The sequence below is a fragment of the Hafnia psychrotolerans genome, from assembly GCF_014639435.1.
Taxonomy (GTDB): Bacteria; Pseudomonadota; Gammaproteobacteria; order Enterobacterales; family Enterobacteriaceae; genus Ewingella; species Ewingella psychrotolerans.
The window spans coordinates 565838-586321 of record NZ_BMFZ01000001.1 but is presented as its reverse complement, the minus strand read 5'-3'; the positions used below and the strand labels follow the sequence as shown (position 1 = coordinate 586321).

Below are 20484 nucleotides of genomic sequence, written 5' to 3'. Positions count from 1 at the left end.
GATGAATTCAGCCTGGAGCCTGTCATGCCGGTAGCGATATCCCCTTCTTCTTCATCCGAAGTCCCTTCCCGTTGTGACAGTGTATGGCGCGGCGCCACGCTGGTGACCATGCAGAACGGCCATTACAACCTGATTGAAAATGGCGCTATAGCGGTCACTGGCGGAAAGATCGTCTGGGTCGGTCTCGCCGCAGATTGTCCGGATTTTGCGGGCGCCACACAGCATGAGTTTGATGGTGGCATCATCACGCCGGGCTTTGTTGACTGCCATACGCATCTGGTCTTCGGTGGCGATCGCAGCGCAGAGTTTGAACAGCGACTGAACGGCGTGAGCTATGCCGATATAGCGGCAGCTGGCGGTGGCATTCTCTCCACCGTCAATGCCACCCGCGAAGCCACCGAAGGTGAATTGCTTACCCAGGCGCTGTTTCGCTTACAGCCGTTGCTGGCTGAAGGCGTGACCTGTGTCGAGATTAAATCCGGTTACGGACTGAGCGTAGAAAGCGAGCTGAAGATGCTGCGGGTGATCCGCCAGTTGGGCGTCATGTTATCGGTCGAGGTAAAATCCACCTGCCTTGCTGCCCATGCCCTGCCGCCGGAATTCAAAGGGCACGCTGATGATTATATTGATCTCATCTGCGATACGTTACTGCCGGTGGTCGCCTCTGAAAATCTGGCCGATGCTGTCGATGCTTTTTGTGAACATCTGGCATTCTCACCGGCACAGGTTGAACGGGTTTTCAATGCCGCTGAAGCCTTAGGTTTACCGGTTAAATTACACGCCGAACAGCTGTCTTCCCTGCATGGCAGCGCCTTGGCGGCGCAACATCATGCGCTGTCCGCCGATCACCTGGAATACGCTACCGCCGAAGACGCGCAAGCCATGGCCGCCAGCGGTACCGTCGCCGTATTACTGCCGGGAGCTTATTATTTACTGCGGGAAACGCAATGTCCTCCGGTGGATGAGTTTCGCAAACATCAGGTGCCGATAGCGCTGGCCAGTGATGCCAACCCCGGCACCTCGCCAGCACTTTCTTTGCGCCTGATGCTGAATATGGGTTGTACATTGTTTCGTCTGACGCCCGAAGAAGCGCTGGCCGGGATCACCTGCCATGGCGCACGTGCGCTGGGTTTACAGGAAACACACGGCACGCTGGAGATTGGAAAAGTCGCTGATTTTATACACTGGCCGCTGTCACGCCCTGCCGAACTGGTTTACTGGCTGGGTGGTCAACTGCCCTGCACTGTTGTTTTTCGTGGAGAAGTACGAGGAGAGTCCCGCTCATGAGCCTTACAACCACCCATGTTATTGCTGAACCCTTTCATTTTACGCCGGGTAGCGTGCCGTTATTGATCAGTATCCCCCATGCCGGGACCCACCTGACGCCCCAGGTTGCCAGCGGTCTAAGCGACGCCGCCCTCCCGCTTTCTGATACTGACTGGCATATCCCGCAACTGTACAATTTTGCGCGCTCACTGGGTGCTAGCATTCTGGTCGGTCAGTATTCGCGCTTCGTTATCGATCTTAACCGACCTTCCGACGATAAACCGCTGTATACCACCGCAACCACCGGCCTGTATCCCGATACGTTATTCGACGGTCGCGCGACATTCAAACCGGGCATGATGCCGACAGATGCCCTGCGCCAGCAATATCTCGATCAAATCTGGCAGCCATATCACCAGAAAATTCAGTCGGAACTGGCGCGCATGAAGCAGGAATTCGGCTACGCGCTGCTGTTTGATGCACATTCCATTGCCTCGGTGATCCCGCGTTTGTTTGACGGTCAGTTACCGGATCTCAACCTCGGCACCAACAGTGGCGCAAGCTGCTCACCGGCGCTGAGCGAAATGCTCGAAAGAATCTGCCAGCAACAAACCCGCTTCAGCCATGTGCTGAATGGCCGTTTTAAAGGCGGATATATCACCCGCGCCTACGGCCAGCCGGACATGAATATTCACGCGGTTCAGCTTGAGCTGACGCAGGTGAATTACATGGAAGAGAGCGAGCCCTTTGCGTACTCGGAGGCTAAAGCCTCTGAACTCCAGGTACTGTTGAAGCAGTTGCTGGGTGGGATGGTAGATTGGGGGAAAGATGCGTATAAACAGGGCGCTGTTTAAATGATCTCTTCCCTTTCCGCCCGGTTTATGCGTTGCCTTACTGATATTCCTGGCAGCATGTTCCCGGCGTCACGTTGATTGGCGATGCAGCAAATCTGATGGAGATGTTTACACAGCCTCAGCCCTGAAAACGACTCAGACGCATCTTTAAACGTCAGGTGCGTCTGACGCCGGGGTAATAACTTAGCTCAGCGCAGCAATTTTTGGCGCAGCAACTTCTACCGGTTTATTGGTGAAACGCGTGACGGCAGTCAGCAGCACCGCGATCACCAGCGAACTGCCCATAAAGACGTAAGATGCCTGCGGGCCGTTAAAGACGCCATTGAGATAACCGACAATCCACGACCCGACAAAAGAACCCAGCGCGCCGAAGCTGACGATAAACGCCATCGCACCGGCCATCACGTTACGCGGCAGCAGCTCGGGAATGGCCGCGAAGAACGGGCCGTACGGCGTGTACATCGCCCCACCGGCGATCACCAGCAGCACATATGACACCCAGAAGTGATTAGCACCGACGGTGAACGACGCACAGAAGCACACCGCGCCCAGCCCGAGGAACAACAACACGATCAGTTTGCGCTGTTGATATTTGTCCGAGAACCAGGACGCGCCAAGCATCAGCGGCACGGCCAGCAGGTAAGGCGCCGCGGAAAGCCAGCCGGTCGCCACGATGCCCAATCCGGACGCGGTTTTCAAAATTGACGGCAGCCACATGATGAAACCGTACATACCGATATTCCAAAAGAAATGGATAAACGACAGCGACAACACCTTGCGTGAACGCAGCGCTTCACCGTAGTTTTTCACCGGCTTCATTTCAGCCTGCTCTGCCGCCAGTGCCGCGGCCAGATCGGCCTTCTCCTGAACGCTCAGCCATTTGGCCTCTTCCGGGCGATCGACAAAAATCACCCACCAGATGGCCGCCCAGATAATCGCTGGTACGCCTTCGATGATAAACATCCCGCGCCAGCCGAGCGCATCCACCAAATAGCCGGAAAGAATCGACATCCATAACACGGTTATCGGATTACCGAGGAACAGGAAAGTGTTGGCTTTCGAACGCTCCTGTTTGGTGAACCAGTGGCTGAGGAACACCAGCATCGCGGGCATCACCACGCTTTCGGCTACGCCCAGCAGGAAGCGAATGACGGCCAGGGCGGCAACGCTGTGCACCATGCCAGTGGCAGTAGCAAGAATCCCCCACAGGATCAGGCTCCAGAAGATCAGTTTTTTTGCGCTGCGTTTTTCAGCATAAATACCGCCCGGCACCTGAAAGAAGAAATAGCCGAGGAAAAACAGCGCGCCGAGCAATGAGGAAATACCGGGCGTGATGTTGAGATCTTGCGCCAGCCCCGAGGCTGCGCCAAAACCGTAATTAGCGCGATCGAGATAAGCCAGACTGTAGGTGATAAACGCCAGCGGTATCAGTTTACGCCAGCGCAGCGGTGCCAGTTTTTGTGGTAAGTGGAGGCTCATGTGTCAGTTCTCTACGAGTTATTTTTAAACGGTCAGAGTGCCCTTTGGCCGCGTTTTTAGGGTGATCGTATTTGTAGCAACCTGTCATACATTAACTTGTATGACATCATTCAAGATTAAAAATGCATCACTAAAATGCGTCCGGCAATCATCAAAATGAAGAATTGAAATCTCAGTCACAAAAAATAGTTATTGCGGTCTTCTTCTTCCTAAGACCGCAAAAAACGGCACGATAACTTCACACCCGCCCGCTGACGTGCTATATCTCTGCCTGTTGTAGGACAACTTATGGCGACCGACAAGATGAGTATTCAATCGATCCAAAAGCACAACGTAGTGAATGCGGTTTACGATCAAATCAAGGAAAAGCTGCTCGATGGCAGCTGGCCGCCGGGCAGCAAACTCCCGTCAGAAGCGGAGCTGACCGCGTCGTTTAACGTCAGCCGCGTCAGCATCCGCAGTGCAGTACAACGGCTACGCGATCTTGGCATCGTGGTGACGCAGCAAGGCAAAGGCAGTTTTGTCAGCAAGAACATCAATCAGCAAACCCTGCTCAATGAACAACAGCCGATCATGCATCTGAGCCGCGAAGAGTTTCACGACATGATGGTGTTCCGCCAGACAGTGGAATTTAAGTGCATGGAACTGGCGGTGATTAACGCCACGGCGGAGGACATTACCGCGCTGGAACAGGCGCTGAACCGCATGCTGGTTAATAGAGACGATTATAAAAAGTACTCGCAGGCCGACTTTGATTTTCATCTGGCGATCGCCAAAGCCTCACAGAACAAAGTGTTCTACAACGTGATGAACTCGATCAAAGATATTTATTACTACTATCTGGAAGAGCTGAACCGTGCGCTGGGTATCACGCTGGAAAGTGTCGAAGCGCACATCAAAGTGTTTATGGCGATCAAAAACCGCGACTCTTCAACGGCGGTTGCCGTGCTCAATGACGCGATGTCCGACAACGTGACTGCCATCGAAAAGCTCAAGCAGTCCCTGCCGGACACCAAATAACCGCCACACTCAGCGCCAGAATTTGCACTCTGGCGCTGAGCCTTTCCCGCCTTTACGGGCGTGACGCCGTACCATCCGGCGTACGCGCCATCGTCCAGGAAGGAATACCGCCGACGCAGGGATACTGCGCCGCTTTCTTCTCGTCGATATCAATCCCCAGCCCAGGGCGGTCGCTCAGATAGGCGTAGCCCTGATCGATTTCCGCACAGCCTGGGAACACCTCGCGCAGCGCATCATTAACCGGCGTGTATTCCTGAATGCCGAAGTTGGTTACGCTCATGTCGAGATGTAGATTGGCACAGACACCGACCGGTGAAATATCACCCGGCCCGTGCCATGCGGTTCGCACGCCGTGCAGTTCGCTGAGCGTCGCCAGTTTCTTCGCCGGAGTGATGCCGCCAATCGTGCTGACATGACAACGGATATAGTCGATCAGGTTGTGGGTGATCAGCGGCTTCCAGTCATTGACGTTGGTAAACAGCTCACCCATCGAAATCGGGGTGGAAGACTGCTGGCGCAGCATCTTCAGCCATTCGATATTCTCCGGTGCGACCGGATCCTCAAGATAAAACAACTGATATTGCTCGAGCGTTTTCGCCAGCTGAACGGATGCAATCGGCTGCACGCGTTCGTGAACGTCGTGGATAAATTCGATGCCAAACCCGAGTTTATTACGCAGATGATCAAACAGGCGCGGCACGCTTTTCACATAGGATTCCGGGTCAAAATAAATCCCCGGCGTACTGGTGCGCGGCGAGCGTTTTGGCAAAATGTTTTTTGCCCGTGCCAGACGGGTGGCGATAAGCTTCATGTCGTCGGTGCCCGCCCCGCCGTACATCCCCATCTGGCAGCGCACGTACTGGTAACCTTCCTCCATACGCGCCCGGATATTGTCTTCGACTTCAAACTCGTCGCCGCCATCGGTGTGCACATACAGCGGAATGCCGTCGCGGCATTTTCCACCCAGCAGCTCATAGACCGGCATTCCGGCCAGCTTGCCTTTGATATCCCACAGCGCCATATCCACGCCGGACAGTGCGTTGTTCATGATAGGCCCGCTGCGCCAGTAACCGCTGACGCACGCAGACTGCCAGATATCTTCAATACGCGTTGGATCTTTGCCGATTAAAAACGGCTCCATGTACTCATCGATAGCGGTTTTCACCGCATGAATGCGCTGGGTAAACGTGGCGCAGCCTAAACCGTAAAGGCCCGGCTGATTGGTTTCCACTTTCACCACCGCGAGATCGATACCGCCGGGTGCCGTCAGAATGGTTTTCACCGCGGTGATTTTCAGATTACTCACAGTAACTCCTTAATATGTATGTCAGACCCGATAACGTTGTCATTAAAAGTGCGGCGCTGGCCGCAATCTCTTTTTATATCTATCAACTCAACTGTCGTCCTACAAGTTAATTCACTTATATCATCGAAAAAAATGTAGCCAAAGCGGGCAGGGCTGATTTTGTGCACTTGATCATAATTTGTGGTGATATTCATTAAGTTACTGTATTTAAAATATAAAGATTAAACAAATAAGATGTAAACCATAAATTTTGTGAAGCGGATGGCAAAAAAACAAGTTTCCAATTGATTTAAAAAGAACCATGCATCAGTTTAAACACGACTGATGTCATACAGGATTGAATCTGATGACGTTCTGAACACTCTCCACGATGAGGATTTATCATGTCTGCTGCTTTATTTGATTTAACCGGGAAAACGGCGCTGGTCACGGGTTCTGCCCGAGGTTTAGGTTTTGCTTACGCACAAGGACTAGCGGCTGCAGGAGCTGGCGTGATCCTCAATGATATCCGCGAAGAACTGCTGCAGGAATCTGTCCAGACACTGCGCAGTCAGGGTTATCAGGCACACGGTTTTGCCTTCGACGTGACCCACGAAGATGCGGTAGAAAGCGCCTTCGCTGCCCTCGAAGCGCAGGGATTGCAGGTGGATATACTGATCAACAACGCCGGGATTCAGTATCGCAAACCGATGGTAGAGCTGGAGCTGGAACAATGGCAGCGCGTGATTGACACCAACCTCACCAGCGCTTTTATCGTTTCCCGCGCAGCGGCAAAACGCATGATCGCCCGTGGACAGGGCGGTAAAATCATCAACATTGGTTCGCTGACCAGTCAGGCCGCCCGCCCTACCGTCGCCCCCTATACCGCGGCGAAAGGCGGCATCAAAATGCTGACATGCTCGATGGCCGCCGAATGGGCGGAGTTCAACATTCAGTCCAACGCAATTGGCCCCGGTTACATTCTCACCGACATGAACACGGCGCTGATCGACAATAAGGAATTCGACAGCTGGGTGAAAGCCAGCAACCCGTCCAAACGCTGGGGGAAACCGCAGGAACTGATCGGCACGGCCGTATTCCTGTCCTCTTCCGCCTCCGACTATATCAACGGCCAAATCATCTACGTAGATGGTGGCTGGCTGGCGGTGTTGTAAGTGACAACACTTTCCCTGAAAGACTTTGCCCACGGACATCTGTTTCGCGCCGTGGGCGGTACCCTGCACCTGATTGAACAAAGCCAATAACAAAACCTGACCAGGACACTCAAATGAAAGCAACAAAGTCGCGATTCTTTATCCTGTCGCTGTTGTTCATTGTGACGGCCATTAACTACATGGACAGAGCCAACCTGTCCGTTGCAGGCAGTAAAATCCAGTCCGAATTCGATCTGAGCGCCACACAGCTCGGTCTGCTGTTCTCGATGTTTACGTGGTTTTATGCTGCCAGCCAGATCCCTGTGGGCTATGTGCTGGACCGCATCGGCTCACGTATTCTGTACGGCAGCGCCATTATTCTGTGGAGCATTTTCACCTTCATGATGGGCTTTTCGTCGCACCATCTGTTCACCACTGCCACCGCGTCATTCCTGATGCTGCTGGGTTGTCGCGCGCTGATTGGCATCGCGGAAGCGCCGTCGTTTCCGTCGAACACCAAAATCATCGCCACCTGGTTCCCGGATCATGAACGGGCGCGCGCCACAGCCATTTATTCCAGCGCACAATACATCGGGCTGGCGCTGCTGACTCCGGCACTTTCTTATGTCGTCGCACAATATGGCTGGGAAATGTCGTTTTACCTCTCCGGCGGCGCAGGCATTTTGTTCGGCATTTACTGGCTGATGAAATACCGCGATCCGCAGAACAGCACCGGAACCAATCAGCTGGAACTGGATTACATTCGCGAAGGCGGCGGTTTTGGCTCGAAAAATCAGGCCAACGTGAGCGAGAAAGTGCGCTGGAAAGACATCAAGTATTTCCTCAAACAACGCACCATCTGGGGGTTATTCATCGCGCAGTTCGCCTGCTCCTCCACGCTTTATTTTTTCCTGACCTGGTTCATCGTCTATCTGGAAAAAGGGCTGCATCTGTCGATCACCAAAGCCGGGATCGGCGCGTCATTCCCGTATCTGATGGCGATGGCGGGCGTACTGTGCGGCGGCACGCTAAGCGATGTACTACTCAAAAAAGGCAAGTCGCGCACCTTTGCCCGCAAACTGCCGGTGATGGCCGGTTTGTGCCTGACGATGGTGATTTGCCTGGTGAATTTCTTTGAAGACCAACCGACTATCGCCATTGCCATCTTGTCCATCGCGTTCTTCGCCAACGCTTTTTCCAATCTCGGCTGGGTGGTATGGAGCGATGTGATCCCGCGTAATTTTATCGGCACGATGGGCGGCTGCCTGAATATTTGCGGCAACCTTTCCGGCATAGTCAGTCCGATTGTCATCGGCGTGATCCTGCAACGCACCAACAATTTCCAGTATGCCATGTGGTACATCACCGCCGTCGCGCTGGTCGGTTTACTGGCTTACACCTTTCTGGTCGGCAAAATCGAAGTGATCGTGCCGCCGAAATCCGATATTCCTAATCCGCATCGTGCTGACCCAAATCAGCAGAAAGTCACCGAGGCATTGAAATGAGCATTCAACACAAGATTACCTGTAAGGCCTGTTTCGCTTATGGCGAAAAAGACGTGCGCGTGGAACAGCGCGAACTGGAATACAGTGACAGCGATATTCTGGTGAAAGTCGACTGCGGCGGCATCTGCGGTTCTGACATTCATTATTATCAGCACGGACGCGCCGGGATGTCAGTGCTTAAACACCCGATGGTAGTCGGCCACGAGTTTGTCGGCGTGATAGAAAAAGCGCCGGCAGATTCCGGTTTCCACGCCGGTCAACGCGTCGCGGTTAATCCGTCGCAGCCGTGCAATCACTGTGCATTTTGTCTCGAAGGGAAACAGAATCTGTGCAAAACCATGCGCTTTATGGGCAGTGCGCAGTTCAATCCGCACATCAACGGCGGATTTTCAGAATACGTTGTGGCGACAAAAACCCAGTGCTTTGCCTACAGCAAAGTCTCTCCTAAAGTGATGGCCTTTGCCGAGCCCACGGCTGTGGCTATCCACGCGGTGAATGTCGCCGGAACACTGGTCGGTAAAAAAGTGCTGGTGATTGGCGCGGGGCCGATTGGTTGCCTGATCATGGCAGCCGCCCGCAGCTCAGGGGCCGCAGAAATTGTCGCTTCCGACGTCAGCGCCCGCTGTCTCGAACTGGCGGCTGAAATGGGCGCAAACGCCATATTCAATCCGATGGAGAAAGGCAGCGCGGACCGCTATCAGGTAAACAGCGGCTATTTTGACGTGGTGTTCGAAGCCTCCGGCAGCCCGGCGGCCATACAGTCTACCGTCGCGTTCACCCGCCCTTCCGGCACCATCGTGCAGGTTGGCATGGGCGCGGCCAGCGTGGAATATCCGGTCATGCCGATGCTGGTAAAAGAGATCACCTGGGTAGGTTCATTCCGCTTCATCAACGAATTTGCCACCGCCGTCTCCTGGCTGGAAGACGGTCGCATCAATCCGCTGCCGTTACTCAGCGCAGAATATGCACCGGAATCCATTGAAGAAGCGCTGATTGCCGCCGCTGATAAAACCCGTTCCTCTAAAGTGCAGATTACCTTCTGATACCTGCCCCAGCGCCCTCGCTTTTCGTGCCGGAAAAGCGAGGGCGCTTAATGGTGCCCCGTCATCTCGCCTGAAAACAATTCTTGTACCCGAGTGCAAAAACCGTCTGCAATCAGGTGCGGGGATGAAGTTCCCTATGGGGAAGTCCTTCCGAGTTGATAAAGGACAGAGGGGAAATCATTCTATTTTGGTATACATCAAATGGCATGATGGCCATTTGATGTATAAAGGAGAAACGAGTGTGCGGGTCGACAGGTTCTCGTCCGTTTAATGCTTAAACCGTTGACGTCACGGGGAGCAAACGAATAGGCGTTACCGAAGGTGTAATAGTGAGCTATTGAAACAAGCTAGAGCCCAAGCGCACTTAATCCTGGATGATCGTCGGGACGCCGACCTTGTGGCCAATAAAATTTTCGTTCTTCAGATTTAATCGGTAGGTCATTGATGCTGGCGTAGCGCAATTGCATAAGGCCTTGTGGGTCGAACTCCCAGTTCTCGTTGCCGTAGGAACGAAACCACTGGCCGGAGGCGTCGTGCCACTCGTAGGCGAATCTCACTGCAATGCGATTTTCCGAACAGGCCCACAATTCTTTGATCAAACGATATTCGAGCTCTTTGGCCCACTTGCGCTCAAGAAACTGACGCACCTGTTCATGCCCAACGGGAAAATCGGTACGATTACGCCAGTGTGTATCTTCTGTATACACCGGTACAACCCGCTCCGGGTCGCACGTATTCCAGGCATCTTCGGCCATGCGCACTTTCAGTGTCGCGGTTTCTTGCGTAAAAGGAGGCAGCGGTGGCTTGGTTTTCATCATAGGTTCCTTGTGATAGCATGTAGACAGAACTGTCTACATGCGAAAGCCTATCCGACGTAGACAGACTTGTCTACACGGGTGACATGGAAATCATCGATATGCATGAAATGAAAAACCTCTCAGCGCGGGAGCGCATCTTACTGACCGCGCATGACCTGTTCTATATGGAGGGGATACGTGCGACAGGCATCGACCGTGTGATTGCCGAGGCAGGCGTCACCAAGGTCACGTTCTATCGCCACTTTCCTGCCAAGAGTATCCTTATCTGTGAATATCTGGAGTACCGGCATCAGCGTTGGATGGCGTGGTTCGTGGACTCGCTACAGTTTCATGGTGGCCATGCCGCGGCGATTATTCCAACGTTAGCTGAATGGTTCAGCGATGCACATTTTCGCGGGTGCGCGTTTATCAACAGTGTCGGAGAGCTGGGAGGCGTTATGCCAGAAGTGGTTGAAATCACTCAACGTCATAAGCAGGAGATGACTGCTGTCATTGCGAACTTATTACCATCGACCCAAAGACGTGAGAAGGATGCCCAGGCCATAGCGCTGGCAATAGACGGGGCGATTATCCGGGCGCAGTTTGAGCCGACGCCTGATACTGCATTATTAGCGTTAGAGAGACTCTTGACGTCGCTGCTGCCAGGGCTGAGGGCGCGTTGAGACTGGCTGGATTTGGGGTGACGGCGTTTTCGGTGCTTCCGGCCTTAAACCCCAGCAGCCTTTTTATCCAACGTTTCGGCCTGCCTGTTACTAACAGGTTCAACCGCGACATCGAGGTAATGAACCTGTTTAGCTATCTCTGCTTTTATATCAACGCGTATTTTTACACTGTCGGGACTGTGCCCCCGTCGATGATGTATTCGGTTCCCGTTATAGAGCCAGCACGATTAGAGGCCAAAAAAGCAATAAGGTTTGCAACCTCCTCAGGTTTAGAGGGACGGCCAATTGGGATCCCACCTAATGAATCCATGATGATTTTTTGACTGCCTGCATAATCTAGCCCCTCCTGTGCAGCAAGGCGCTCAGCAAACCTTATAGCGGCTTCAGTTTCAATCCAACCGGGTGATACCGTCACAACGCGTACCCCTTTTGGGGAGACCTCTTTAGACAGGCTTTTGCTGTATGTTGATAGCGCGGCTTTTGCCGCAGCGTATGCCGTCGTTGACTCCGGTAGCGGCATTAAACGCTGGATTGAAGATACATGGATAATCACCCCATTTCTGTTCGCCACCATTTCTGGAACAAGCAAGCGATCCAGACGTACTGCCGCGAAAAGGTTGAGCGCCAACTCACGCTGCCACAACTCATCCGTCAATACAGCGAATCCTCCCGTGGGTGATGAAGAGCCACCAAGCATATGAACGATAATATCCATTCCACCTAAGTGTTCCCGCGCGGCTTTGGCTAATTGAACACATCCTTCGTCAGTCGATAAGTCTGCCATCGGGAAATCGGGTGTATGGCGAGCGCAGGTCATCACCTGAGCCCCCAGAGACTTAAACAACGCCACGGTGGCAGCTCCCGCGCCTTGGGTACCGGAGGTAATCAGTACTCTTTTGCCTTCAAGCCCAAAAAAATCAGTCATGACTTATCTCCAGGCCATTGATGCTTTCTTCTGCAAGGTGAAATATATAGCCAAGAACGACCGGACTGCCGGGGAAGTTACCTGTCACATTGGCACTAACCACCAGGGTATCTCCACGCAACGCCACCTCAAATGGCTCAGAGATATACTGGTATTTATGTGTTGCCGCGACCCGCCATTGCCGGATGGCATGACGACCGTTATACCTTTTCCCCTCATCCTTAACGACAGCATTAAGGGTGAAAGCATTGGCAACAATATCTACATCGTTTGCCTCGAAAAAGGCCTGTACTGCTAATGGCATCTTCATAACCTATCTCCCAATAAATAAACTCTACCGTTTTACTGTAAACAGTCTTTATAATGTTAACAATCAGGACAAATCAGGATTCGATGATGAAGGAAGTGGGATAATGGCACGAATTACACTGACTGATTTAGATGCCGTAATGGCGATCGCTCGCCGGGGAACATTTCGAGCGGCGGCGATCGAGTTGGGTATATCGACCACTGCGCTCAGCCACATTATCGCGAAATTCGAAGCTGAGCTGGGGGTTCGTTTGTTCCATCGAACCACCCGGAGTGTAGGACTGACCGACGCCGGTCGCCTATTTATTGATAACATGGGTCCCTCGCTGTTGGGCGTTCACGAGGCTCTGGAAGTTGTACGCTCTCGACGTGAAAACCCATCAGGTGTACTGCGGATCAATACACCTCCCTTTGCTGCCCGAACCCTACTTTCCAACGTGGTACTGGAATTTCTGCGCCGCTATCCAGAAATGCAGGTTGATATCGTCACGGATGGCCGTTTGATTGATATCGTGGCGGAAGGCTTTGATCTAGGCGTGCGAGTCGCCAGCCTGATACCTAATGACATGATTGCTATTTCCCTTGGGAAACCCCAGCGCTATGCCGTCGTCGCATCTCCTGATTATTTAGCTATCCATAAACCACCTGAAACCCCCACAGACCTTCTCAATCATCCTTGCATTCGGGTACGCCTTCCTGACGGTTCACTCTATCGCTGGCATCTTGAGAAAAAAGGCGAAGTTGTTCAGGTTGAGGTTCGCGGACAACTCACATTGGATGAGGCGTCCCTGGCGCGAATAGCCGTGCTGGAAGGCTCAGGAATTGGCTTCTTCCTTGAGCAGAACATTATTGATGACATCAAAGCCGGTCGGTTGGTGCGATTACTTGACGACTGGACTCCACCATTTCCAGGGCTTTGTCTTTATTATCCTGGAAGGCGACATCCCTCGGCGGGTCTTTCGGCATTTCTTGGGCTGGTCCGGGCGTACGCCAGTAGAGAAGAATCCACTGATGACAGTCGTACTTACGTGGGAAGGCATTGAGCTCGCGCTGACGAGCTGAACATGAAGTATCCTTTTTTATTAGTCTGTTACAGGCTAAAGCGATCCACGTCAGATCGCCATTTTTAGACAAACCTGCTTAGGACGCTAAGCAGGTTTTTTACTTTTCAGATCTCTTCGCCAGACGCCATATGCTCCCGATTCAAAGAATTTCCTTGCTCAGCCAAAATACCTCCGGCGGGCTGTGCATCAGGAAGTTCTGGTGGGAAATATTCCAGGCATAAGCGCCTGCCAGGCTAAATACCAGCCAGTCCCCCACCGCCAGGGCGGCAATCGGTTGCTGGCGCGCCAGCACATCTTTTGGCGTACAAAGCTGACCCACCACGGTCACCTGTTGATCCGTAATCCACGCCGCATGCTGTTCTCGGCGCAGCACGCTAAACGGATGGTTATGGTTCTGTGCCGCAGGTGTGCGGAAGTGATGTGTGCCGCCGCGCCCGATAGCAAACCACTCACCGAGGTTTTTCTTCACATCGAGCACTTCCATCACGTAATAGCCGCAATCTGCGGCAATATAACGCCCGCACTCAAAACGTAGCGTCCAGCCCCGGGCCTGACTGATCTGCATGACATCCGGCAGACGCTGGCAAAAGTTCGCCCAGTCAAAATGCTGCGCCGGCTCAAGGTAGTTGATACCCATCCCACCGCCCACGTTAATCAGATCTACGTCTAGTTGCCATTCCTCACACCAGCCGCGCACTTTCTCCAGATAGAGCCGAATCAGCGCCAGATGGTTATCGACATCCAACTGGTGCGACATCAGATGGAAATGGAAGCCGCGCAGTTTAATCAAGGGGGATGCAGCAATCTCGCGCAGTGCAGCGGGCAACTCCTGCTCGTCGAGGCCAAACGGCGTCGGTTTTCCTCCCATCATCAGGCGTGTGCCGCCGATACCATCCAGTACGATATTCATCCGCAGCAGCACCGAAACGGTTTGGTTCTCGCGCAGCGCAATCGCCTGCAGTCGATGCAACTCGGTCAGGCTTTCAACGTGCACCACCTCTACGCCCAGCTGCACTGCCTGTTGCAGTTCGCTCTCCAGCTTGCCTGGTCCGCCGAAAATCAGCGGTTTGTCCGGCACCTGCTCACGCAGCCAGTTGAGCTCTCCCCCTGAGGCGGCTTCATAACCATCAACATACTCATGCAGCGTGTGTAGCACGGGGGCTTCCGGGTTCGCTTTAGCGGCATAAAACAACTCGCAACCCGAGGGGAGCGCGCTGCGCATCGCACTGATGTGCTGAGACAATGCATCGAGATCATAAACGTAGGCGCAGAAGGGTTCTGCACGCTGTTGCTGCAAATGCTGCAACGTCTTTAACACTAACGGCGTCACTGGGCGCTCCTCATCGGGTGTTGCATCATGGTGTAATCTGCATGCTTGTCGGCTTTCTGCAACAGGCGGGTTTTCAGGTTGTTTTTCGACGGAATCGCACCGCCCGACAGGATGTCAGCGATCTCCGGCTGCGGCTGCCAGCGTGTCAGTTGCGCGGCCAACAGGTCCCACAGCGACTGCTCCAACTGACGATCACCGTCGGCCAGACGGAATAAAACTTCAGACAGATGGTTGATCAACAGGCAATACGCCACACGCCGCCAGCCCTGTTCACGGCTGTACCAGACCGACTGGCGTGCCCGTTCTGACATCATCGCCAGATCGCTGGCCGCCCAGTGTTCGCTTGTCAGCTTAGTGCCTTCCAGATCCCGTACCCAGACAGCCGTTGGCAGATGGTTTTCCATCGCCAACAACACATTTTGCAGATGTGGCTCGAACACCAGACCTTCGCTAAAGAAAGCCTCCAGCACCCCTGGCAGCAAAAGTGCCAGATAGTGTTCCAGCCATAGCAGACTGGCCTGCGGCAGGGGAATCGCCTGCGCCGTACTTAGCTGCTGAATGACGACCTGCAATGGGCTATTCCCGTGGCGGTCGAGGGCAAACAGCGCGGCGGCAAGCCACGGCTGTTCATCACGCAGATTCTCACGGTATAAAATACCGAAGCACTCCTGCAGATGGCGCACCTCATCCGTTTCACCCGCTTGCGCCAACACGGAGAAATCCAGACTGCTTGCCCCCGGTTCGCGCATAATGTGAAAGCCCGGCGTTTGTGCTTCCAGGCGGGCAAAATGGCTCTCCAGTAATTCATTCAGCGCCACCGCGCTTTCCAACTCGTACCAGGCGTTTTTGCGCACGCAGTTAGTCAGGCGGACATGAATGGAACATTTCAGGTAGTACGGCAGATCGGCGCGGTACAGCGTACGCACCGACGAAGTGGCAGCAAATATCGGGCCGACCAGACCAAGCGGTGTGATCAGCCCCGCATTGCGCGCTCGAGCGTACAACGCCGACTTAGTAATATGGGGCACTTCCCATGGATGGCACGGATAGCAGTGTTCGCCATTGAACTGCTCGAGCATCGCTGTGATTGGCGCGCTGCCGCGCACCTGCAACAACGAAGGATGGATACGAAACCAGAACAGAGGGAAACGTGCGGAAACTTCGGGTGAACAGGCCAGCAACGCTTGCGGCGTCAGGCCCTGGCGGCTTTTCGGGCTGGGATGCATGGGATGCCCCCACAGCAGACTCTCCTCGCTGCGGATATAACCGTGTTGCCCGGTATTTTCCGGCAAATGTTGCAAAAACAAGCTGGCTACCTGCACGCTGTTCTCAATTTGATCCATCAGTTCCAGATCCGGCAACTGACCGGTCTGATGCACCATATCGTTGACCAGAAACGCCATCGCTTCGCTGCAACGTATGGCGCGCCATGAGCGGCCAAATTGTTTGACAAAAGGCGTGCCGGTAAAATCACCACGCCCGAGCAGGCTCCAGCGCGTAGCGCGGATGGCCAACAGTGTGCCATCCGAGCCTGCCAGCTCAAGCAAAACGACCTCGCCGGACACCATGCGACTTGCCAGCGATAGCGGAATATTTCCCTGCCGCACCAGGCTGATACGTCCAGCTGGTCGGGCGAATTCACGAATATAGCAATTCAGCAGCGCTGTCAGACCAGCAAATTCCGCCTGCTCACGCTCTGGCGCGACTTTTGGCGTCAGTAGTGGATGTTCACGAACTGCGAGTGATACGGACATAACCTGAACCTCGTAAAGATGAAAGAATAAAAATAGCGGCGCCGCACAGTGCCGCTGTCGCTGACGCCAGATACGGCGTCAGCAGCGAAAAATGCACGACAAGCCAGCCCGAACTGATACCCGCGGCCACGCCAGCCCATTTACCGGCGGCATCGATTTGCCCAAACTGCCTACCCGCGTTGTGCTGACGAATGCTGTCACTCAACATCTGATTGGCACCGCTATAGGCCAGTAATATGCCGATGCCAAAAAGGGTGCGTGCCGCCAGCAGGGTTAGCGGACCTGCGATCTGTGTATGCCACAGCGCGGCCAGCGCGATCAGCACTAACCCAGGCAGGAGGAACATGCTGCGGCCACTCAGCCGGTGCCACAGCGGCAACAACAGCAGATAGATCAGATGTGGCCAGCTGTAGAACACACCGATTAACACCTCCTGATGCAGCCAATGCGCGGCATAGGGCAAAAAATAGGGAAAGGTCACCACCATGGCAAAATTGAACAAGAACTGCATGGTCCACAGCAGCAGCAGAGGATTTTTGCCGCTGACCGCTTCTTTGGCGTGAGGGTTGGGTGAAATGGCCACGTCAGCAGGCAAGCGAAGACTGAGCAGCAATCCGCATAGCGGCAGAAAGGCTAATCCCAGCCATAAACGCTGTCCGATATGAGGCAACAGCATCAGAATGCCCCCCATCAGCGGCGGTGCACTCAACAGCGCCAGACGCGCCGAGAACTGCGTCCAGTTGAGTGCTTTCGCCAGCGCATCACCGCGCATGTGCAGAGACAGATAACCGTTAGCCGCCGCCAGCGTGCCGCCAGCCAGGCCTTGTAACGCCAGCGCCACAATCAGCCAGGGCAGCGAGGGGGCAATGCCAGCCAGAACAAACGCCAGCGCCAGCCCAACCAGTGCGCGCTGCAGCGACAGACGCCGACCGTAGCGATCGGCAAACCTCCCCCACCCTGCCGATGAAAGTGCTGTCATCACCGCCGGTAAGCTGAACAGCGCACCGGCCCACAGACTATGCTCACCGATGCCAAACGCCGACAACAAACGCGGTAAATAGAGCGGCACGCCAAGTACGGTGAACGCCGCGAGAAAGTGGCAAGCCAGCACCGCCATTAGCGTGCTGCGCATCAGCGGTCGCCTCGCTGCAGGAAATTCGGTCCGCTCTGACCATAGAATTTGTTGATATCCGCCGCACCGGATGCCTGCTTACTCAGCAGGCTGCCACTCAGCATCAGGTATTTCACCGGCTGGGTTGCAGAGGCAAACAGCTGCTCTCTGGCAAAGGTGGTTTCGACACCTTCACTCTCCAGCCGTACCAGGCTGTTTTCCAGCGTACTTCGCAGCGTGTCATAAGCGGCTTCACGGTCGAGCAGCTTCGCCGCGGCAAGGCTCTCCAACACTGCGGCCAGGCATAGCTGCAAGGTAATAGTGATAAACATCTGTGCCAGCGCCAGATCCTCCTGCACGCAAATACGCTCATCGCGCAGTTGCTGCACACGTTCCGCCAGTTCCGGACAGGCAGCTTTGAAGCGCTGCGGCAAAATACGCGCGGCATCGTTATCTTTCATCACCAGCGTCAGCGGCTCCCCAGGCGTCAGACTCAGCACCGCGTTTTGCTGGTTGGATTCCAGGGCAATACCGTAGCGCAGCCACAACGTCAGGTGCACATCTGCCATCAGTTGGCAGTACTCGCGCCACCAGTTGGCAGCATCCGGCATGCCGGGCTGTTCCAGCAGCGAGGCGAGGTATAGCCGTTCGTCTGGCAATGTGCTGCCGAGCGCCGCCACCGGTAACAGCGTTTCACCGCTGCGCGGTGCCGCGTAGCGGCGTAGCAGGAACGCCAACTGCTTATTTTCCGCTACGTGGCCGCAGAACCGCTCATCCACGTGACGATATTTGCCACGTAACAGGCTGTCCTGTTCACCAATCGCCGACAGCACCTCGGCAAACCACTGCCCGTCGTACAGAGTAGACGCTTTAATCAGGCGGATGTTCTTCTGTCCGAGCGTGCGCATGCTGAGCGGCACTTTAAGGTGTTCAGTGGGGTAATCCGCCAATTGAACGGTGCGTACCGACAGCGTCGGATAGACTTCAAGCCAGGCTTGCGGCGCAATGATCGCGCCGGCCGGCAGATCGCTCAGATGACGCAGTGTCAGCGGATGGAGAGGAATAAGCTCATAATCCTGCTGCAGTCTGGCATCCAACCCGACCTGCTGCGGCAGTGGCCACCACGTGGGTTTGGCCTCCGGCACGGTGAGTGACAGCTGTCCACGCGGCAGCGCCAGCCAACGCAGGTGGAACGACTGGCAAAACTCCGGCGCGTACTGGCGCAGATCGTCCTCGCTGAAGCCAAACTTAGCGCGCGCCGTCGGGTAGTATGGATGATCGAGGAAACTCGCCAGTTGATCGGCATGGCGCAGACGTTCGCCCCAGCGCATCGATGTCGGTGCACGCAGCAACGCCTCACGTTGCCTGGCAAATGCCGTGGCGCACAGTTCGCCCTGCATCACGGCGGCATCAGCTTCTTCTTTGTAAGTCGCGAAAAGCTGGCGGGTTTCATCTTGCTGATCGGGCATCAGCACAGCCAGCCAGTTGGTATAACCGGACTGTTGCTGCCAGCCCGTTAGGGTTTGCACTTCCCAGTGCGGATAAATCGCGTGCCAGCGCTGCATATAATCGCTGGCACGCACTGCCAATCGTAGCCTGTGCTGTGCTGCCTGATAAACCAGCCACTGCTGATCATCCTGTTCGGTAATGTGGCCTGTACTCACCAGGCCGCCAAGGTCTTCGCGCAAGCTGGCATTGATGATGCGCAGCGTGATGTAATCGTGCTGGTTCATTACGCAACCTCCCATTTCAGTGCCGCTAAGGTGCAGGCAGTGAGTTGCTCCAGCTGCGCAGTATCGCTGGCTTCAAGATAAAGGACGCCGAGGTAATCTTTGTTGGAATGAGTCAGTTCAATGCGTTCGCCCTGCGCTTTTAGCGGGCGATAACGTAACCCCGGTGCGGCGGCGGGCTGCGGTGCAAGCTGTAGCGTGCCGCTCTGTTGCACCACCAGATAGTGGATCAGCGCTTCCCCCTGCGCCGGTTTCACTGGCGGCAGCGGCTCACCGAGATGCAGGCACAGAATCGGCGTGAACCAGCCTTCCGGCAGCAGACGTTCAAGCAGGAACTCACGTCCATCACCAATGCTGCGGTAGTTGATCTCCACCAGCACGGGACCATGATCCGTAACGATAAACTCGCTGTGGCAGACGCCAAAACCGACACCAAACTGGCGCAGTTGATCTAATGCCTGCTGTTTCCAGCGCACACTGTGCTCACCGCCCCAGCGCGCGGCCATTTCAACAAAATGCGGCGGTGGGGAGAGTTCGACATCGAAGCCACCGACCGCCACCAACTCGTTGCCATCACCCAGCGTTTCCAGCGTGAACAGCGGGCCTTGCATAAATGCTTCGACCAGCAGCGTCTGGCGCGACGGCAGCGACGCGAGATAGTGCTGACAGCTGGCGAGATCATCCAGCAGACGCACATCCATGGAGGCCACACCCTGACCTGGCTTGATCACCACCGGCCAGGGCCAGTTGGCGTGCGGCGCTTCGTTGGGCAGCAGTTGACTTGACCACACCGACGGCAAGCCATGCGCCTGTAATCGTTGGCGCATACGCCACTTTTCTTTCGCCGCATAGCAAATCTGCCAGTTTTTTGCTGGCAGCCCGAGCGCTGTGGCGGCAATGGCCGTGGCGGTTTGCAGGTGATCGCTATTGGAGAACAACGCCGCAGGCGTAATGCCCCATTCGGTCAGAGCATCAAGGATTGAAAGCGGGTTAAACACCTCGCACTCAATCACGCAGACGTTGTCATCCAGCACCTGATTGTGTGCCATGGCGTGGTCGGTGAGCAGTACCACCGGATAACCGAGACGCTGCGCCGCAGGGATAAAGCCTTCGGTCACCGCCGCATTAACGACGTGACTAATGATCACATAGGGCTTGTGGTTGAGCATGTGCAT

Annotated in this window: 18 protein-coding genes; 8 read left to right on the top strand and 10 right to left on the bottom strand. The window is 54.8% G+C overall.

From position 1 onward, the window contains the following. Window positions 1-24 precede the first annotated feature (24 nt). Window positions 25-1287: an imidazolonepropionase gene (gene hutI / locus IEV89_RS02695; protein WP_188470372.1), complete on the top strand. Its 1263-nt coding sequence runs from the start codon at window positions 25-27 to the stop codon at window positions 1285-1287. Further along, complete coding sequence (hutG, locus tag IEV89_RS02690; RefSeq protein WP_188470127.1) at window positions 1284-2120, top strand: N-formylglutamate deformylase; 837 nt, start codon at window positions 1284-1286, stop codon at window positions 2118-2120. The genes hutI and hutG overlap by 4 nt, the downstream gene beginning before the upstream one ends. Before the next feature lie 183 nt (window positions 2121-2303). Here hutG and IEV89_RS02685 read toward each other — a convergent pair whose 3' ends face one another. Then, window positions 2304-3599, bottom strand: a complete 1296-nt coding sequence (locus IEV89_RS02685; protein WP_188470125.1) for an MFS transporter — start codon at window positions 3597-3599, stop codon at window positions 2304-2306. Between the two features lie 303 nt (window positions 3600-3902). Here IEV89_RS02685 and IEV89_RS02680 point away from each other — a divergent pair, with 303 nt between their 5' ends. Next, window positions 3903-4619, top strand: a complete 717-nt coding sequence (locus IEV89_RS02680; RefSeq protein WP_188470370.1) for a FadR/GntR family transcriptional regulator — start codon at window positions 3903-3905, stop codon at window positions 4617-4619. Window positions 4620-4671: 52 nt separating this feature from the next. On the opposite strand, the gene IEV89_RS02675 is transcribed toward IEV89_RS02680, so the two are convergent. Further along, on the bottom strand, window positions 4672-5925 hold the full coding sequence (locus tag IEV89_RS02675) for an enolase C-terminal domain-like protein (RefSeq protein ID WP_188470123.1): 1254 nt from the start codon (window positions 5923-5925) through the stop codon (window positions 4672-4674). A 383-nt stretch (window positions 5926-6308) separates the two neighbouring features. Here IEV89_RS02675 and IEV89_RS02670 point away from each other — a divergent pair, with 383 nt between their 5' ends. From IEV89_RS02670 to idnD, 3 genes are all read left to right on the top strand, one after another. Then, window positions 6309-7079 (top strand): SDR family oxidoreductase, encoded by a 771-nt coding sequence (locus IEV89_RS02670; protein ID WP_188470121.1) that lies wholly within the window; start codon window positions 6309-6311, stop codon window positions 7077-7079. 113 nt (window positions 7080-7192) lie between these two features. Then, a complete protein-coding gene (locus IEV89_RS02665) occupies window positions 7193-8563 on the top strand; it encodes an MFS transporter (RefSeq protein WP_188470119.1) in 1371 nt (456 codons plus the stop codon). After that, entirely contained in the window at window positions 8560-9606 is a 1047-nt protein-coding gene (gene idnD / locus IEV89_RS02660) for an L-idonate 5-dehydrogenase (protein ID WP_188470117.1), read from the top strand. The genes IEV89_RS02665 and idnD overlap by 4 nt, the downstream gene beginning before the upstream one ends. Window positions 9607-9953: 347 nt before the next feature. Here idnD and IEV89_RS02655 read toward each other — a convergent pair whose 3' ends face one another. Beyond that, window positions 9954-10424, bottom strand: coding sequence for a nuclear transport factor 2 family protein (locus tag IEV89_RS02655; protein ID WP_229746343.1), 471 nt, complete (start codon window positions 10422-10424; stop codon window positions 9954-9956). Between the two features lie 98 nt (window positions 10425-10522). Between IEV89_RS02655 and IEV89_RS02650 the strand changes: the two genes are divergently transcribed. After that, window positions 10523-11086, top strand: coding sequence for a TetR/AcrR family transcriptional regulator (locus IEV89_RS02650; protein ID WP_229746342.1), 564 nt, complete (start codon window positions 10523-10525; stop codon window positions 11084-11086). A 163-nt stretch (window positions 11087-11249) separates the two neighbouring features. Here the strand turns inward: IEV89_RS02650 and IEV89_RS02645 are convergent, their stop codons facing one another. Continuing rightward, window positions 11250-12011, bottom strand: coding sequence for an SDR family oxidoreductase (locus tag IEV89_RS02645; protein ID WP_188470113.1), 762 nt, complete (start codon window positions 12009-12011; stop codon window positions 11250-11252). Continuing rightward, entirely contained in the window at window positions 12004-12321 is a 318-nt protein-coding gene (locus IEV89_RS02640; RefSeq protein ID WP_188470111.1) for a nuclear transport factor 2 family protein, read from the bottom strand. The genes IEV89_RS02645 and IEV89_RS02640 overlap by 8 nt, the downstream gene beginning before the upstream one ends. Window positions 12322-12424: 103 nt before the next feature. Between IEV89_RS02640 and IEV89_RS02635 the strand changes: the two genes are divergently transcribed. After that, entirely contained in the window at window positions 12425-13363 is a 939-nt protein-coding gene (locus IEV89_RS02635; protein ID WP_188470109.1) for a LysR family transcriptional regulator, read from the top strand. Window positions 13364-13523: 160 nt separating this feature from the next. Here the strand turns inward: IEV89_RS02635 and IEV89_RS02630 are convergent, their stop codons facing one another. From IEV89_RS02630 to IEV89_RS02610, 5 genes are read right to left on the bottom strand one after another with little or no spacing between them, the layout of a single operon-like run. Beyond that, the gene (locus IEV89_RS02630) at window positions 13524-14714 is read right to left on the bottom strand and encodes a type III PLP-dependent enzyme (RefSeq protein ID WP_188470107.1); all 1191 of its coding nucleotides are present in this window, start codon (window positions 14712-14714) and stop codon (window positions 13524-13526) included. Continuing rightward, window positions 14711-16468 (bottom strand): IucA/IucC family protein, encoded by a 1758-nt coding sequence (locus tag IEV89_RS02625; protein ID WP_188470105.1) that lies wholly within the window; start codon window positions 16466-16468, stop codon window positions 14711-14713. The genes IEV89_RS02630 and IEV89_RS02625 overlap by 4 nt, the downstream gene beginning before the upstream one ends. Further along, window positions 16443-17600 carry an MFS transporter gene (locus IEV89_RS02620; RefSeq protein ID WP_188470103.1) on the bottom strand — a complete coding sequence of 386 codons (1158 nt, stop codon included), beginning with the start codon at window positions 17598-17600 and terminating at the stop codon, window positions 16443-16445. Before IEV89_RS02620 ends, IEV89_RS02625 begins: the two co-directional genes overlap by 26 nt. Next, window positions 17600-19312: an IucA/IucC family protein gene (locus tag IEV89_RS02615; protein ID WP_188470101.1), complete on the bottom strand. Its 1713-nt coding sequence runs from the start codon at window positions 19310-19312 to the stop codon at window positions 17600-17602. Before IEV89_RS02615 ends, IEV89_RS02620 begins: the two co-directional genes overlap by 1 nt. Next, window positions 19312-20478 (bottom strand): ATP-grasp domain-containing protein, encoded by a 1167-nt coding sequence (locus IEV89_RS02610; protein WP_188470099.1) that lies wholly within the window; start codon window positions 20476-20478, stop codon window positions 19312-19314. The genes IEV89_RS02615 and IEV89_RS02610 overlap by 1 nt, the downstream gene beginning before the upstream one ends. Window positions 20479-20484 lie beyond the last annotated feature (6 nt).

Excerpts from the sequence above, each read along its gene's own strand:
- hutI (WP_188470372.1), top strand. The coding sequence starts at position 25 with ATGCCGGTAGCGATATCCCCTTCTTCTTCATCCGAAGTCCCTTCCCGT.
- hutG (WP_188470127.1), top strand. The coding sequence starts at position 1,284 with ATGAGCCTTACAACCACCCATGTTATTGCTGAACCCTTTCATTTTACG.
- IEV89_RS02685 (WP_188470125.1), bottom strand. The coding sequence starts at position 3,599 with ATGAGCCTCCACTTACCACAAAAACTGGCACCGCTGCGCTGGCGTAAA.
- IEV89_RS02680 (WP_188470370.1), top strand. The coding sequence starts at position 3,903 with ATGAGTATTCAATCGATCCAAAAGCACAACGTAGTGAATGCGGTTTAC.
- IEV89_RS02670 (WP_188470121.1), top strand. The coding sequence starts at position 6,309 with ATGTCTGCTGCTTTATTTGATTTAACCGGGAAAACGGCGCTGGTCACG.
- IEV89_RS02665 (WP_188470119.1), top strand. The coding sequence starts at position 7,193 with ATGAAAGCAACAAAGTCGCGATTCTTTATCCTGTCGCTGTTGTTCATT.
- idnD (WP_188470117.1), top strand. The coding sequence starts at position 8,560 with ATGAGCATTCAACACAAGATTACCTGTAAGGCCTGTTTCGCTTATGGC.
- IEV89_RS02655 (WP_229746343.1), bottom strand. The coding sequence starts at position 10,424 with ATGATGAAAACCAAGCCACCGCTGCCTCCTTTTACGCAAGAAACCGCG.
- IEV89_RS02650 (WP_229746342.1), top strand. The coding sequence starts at position 10,523 with ATGCATGAAATGAAAAACCTCTCAGCGCGGGAGCGCATCTTACTGACC.
- IEV89_RS02645 (WP_188470113.1), bottom strand. The coding sequence starts at position 12,011 with ATGACTGATTTTTTTGGGCTTGAAGGCAAAAGAGTACTGATTACCTCC.
- IEV89_RS02640 (WP_188470111.1), bottom strand. The coding sequence starts at position 12,321 with ATGAAGATGCCATTAGCAGTACAGGCCTTTTTCGAGGCAAACGATGTA.
- IEV89_RS02635 (WP_188470109.1), top strand. The coding sequence starts at position 12,425 with ATGGCACGAATTACACTGACTGATTTAGATGCCGTAATGGCGATCGCT.
- IEV89_RS02625 (WP_188470105.1), bottom strand. The coding sequence starts at position 16,468 with ATGTCCGTATCACTCGCAGTTCGTGAACATCCACTACTGACGCCAAAA.
- IEV89_RS02620 (WP_188470103.1), bottom strand. The coding sequence starts at position 17,600 with ATGCGCAGCACGCTAATGGCGGTGCTGGCTTGCCACTTTCTCGCGGCG.
- IEV89_RS02615 (WP_188470101.1), bottom strand. The coding sequence starts at position 19,312 with ATGAACCAGCACGATTACATCACGCTGCGCATCATCAATGCCAGCTTG.
- IEV89_RS02610 (WP_188470099.1), bottom strand. The coding sequence starts at position 20,478 with ATGCTCAACCACAAGCCCTATGTGATCATTAGTCACGTCGTTAATGCG.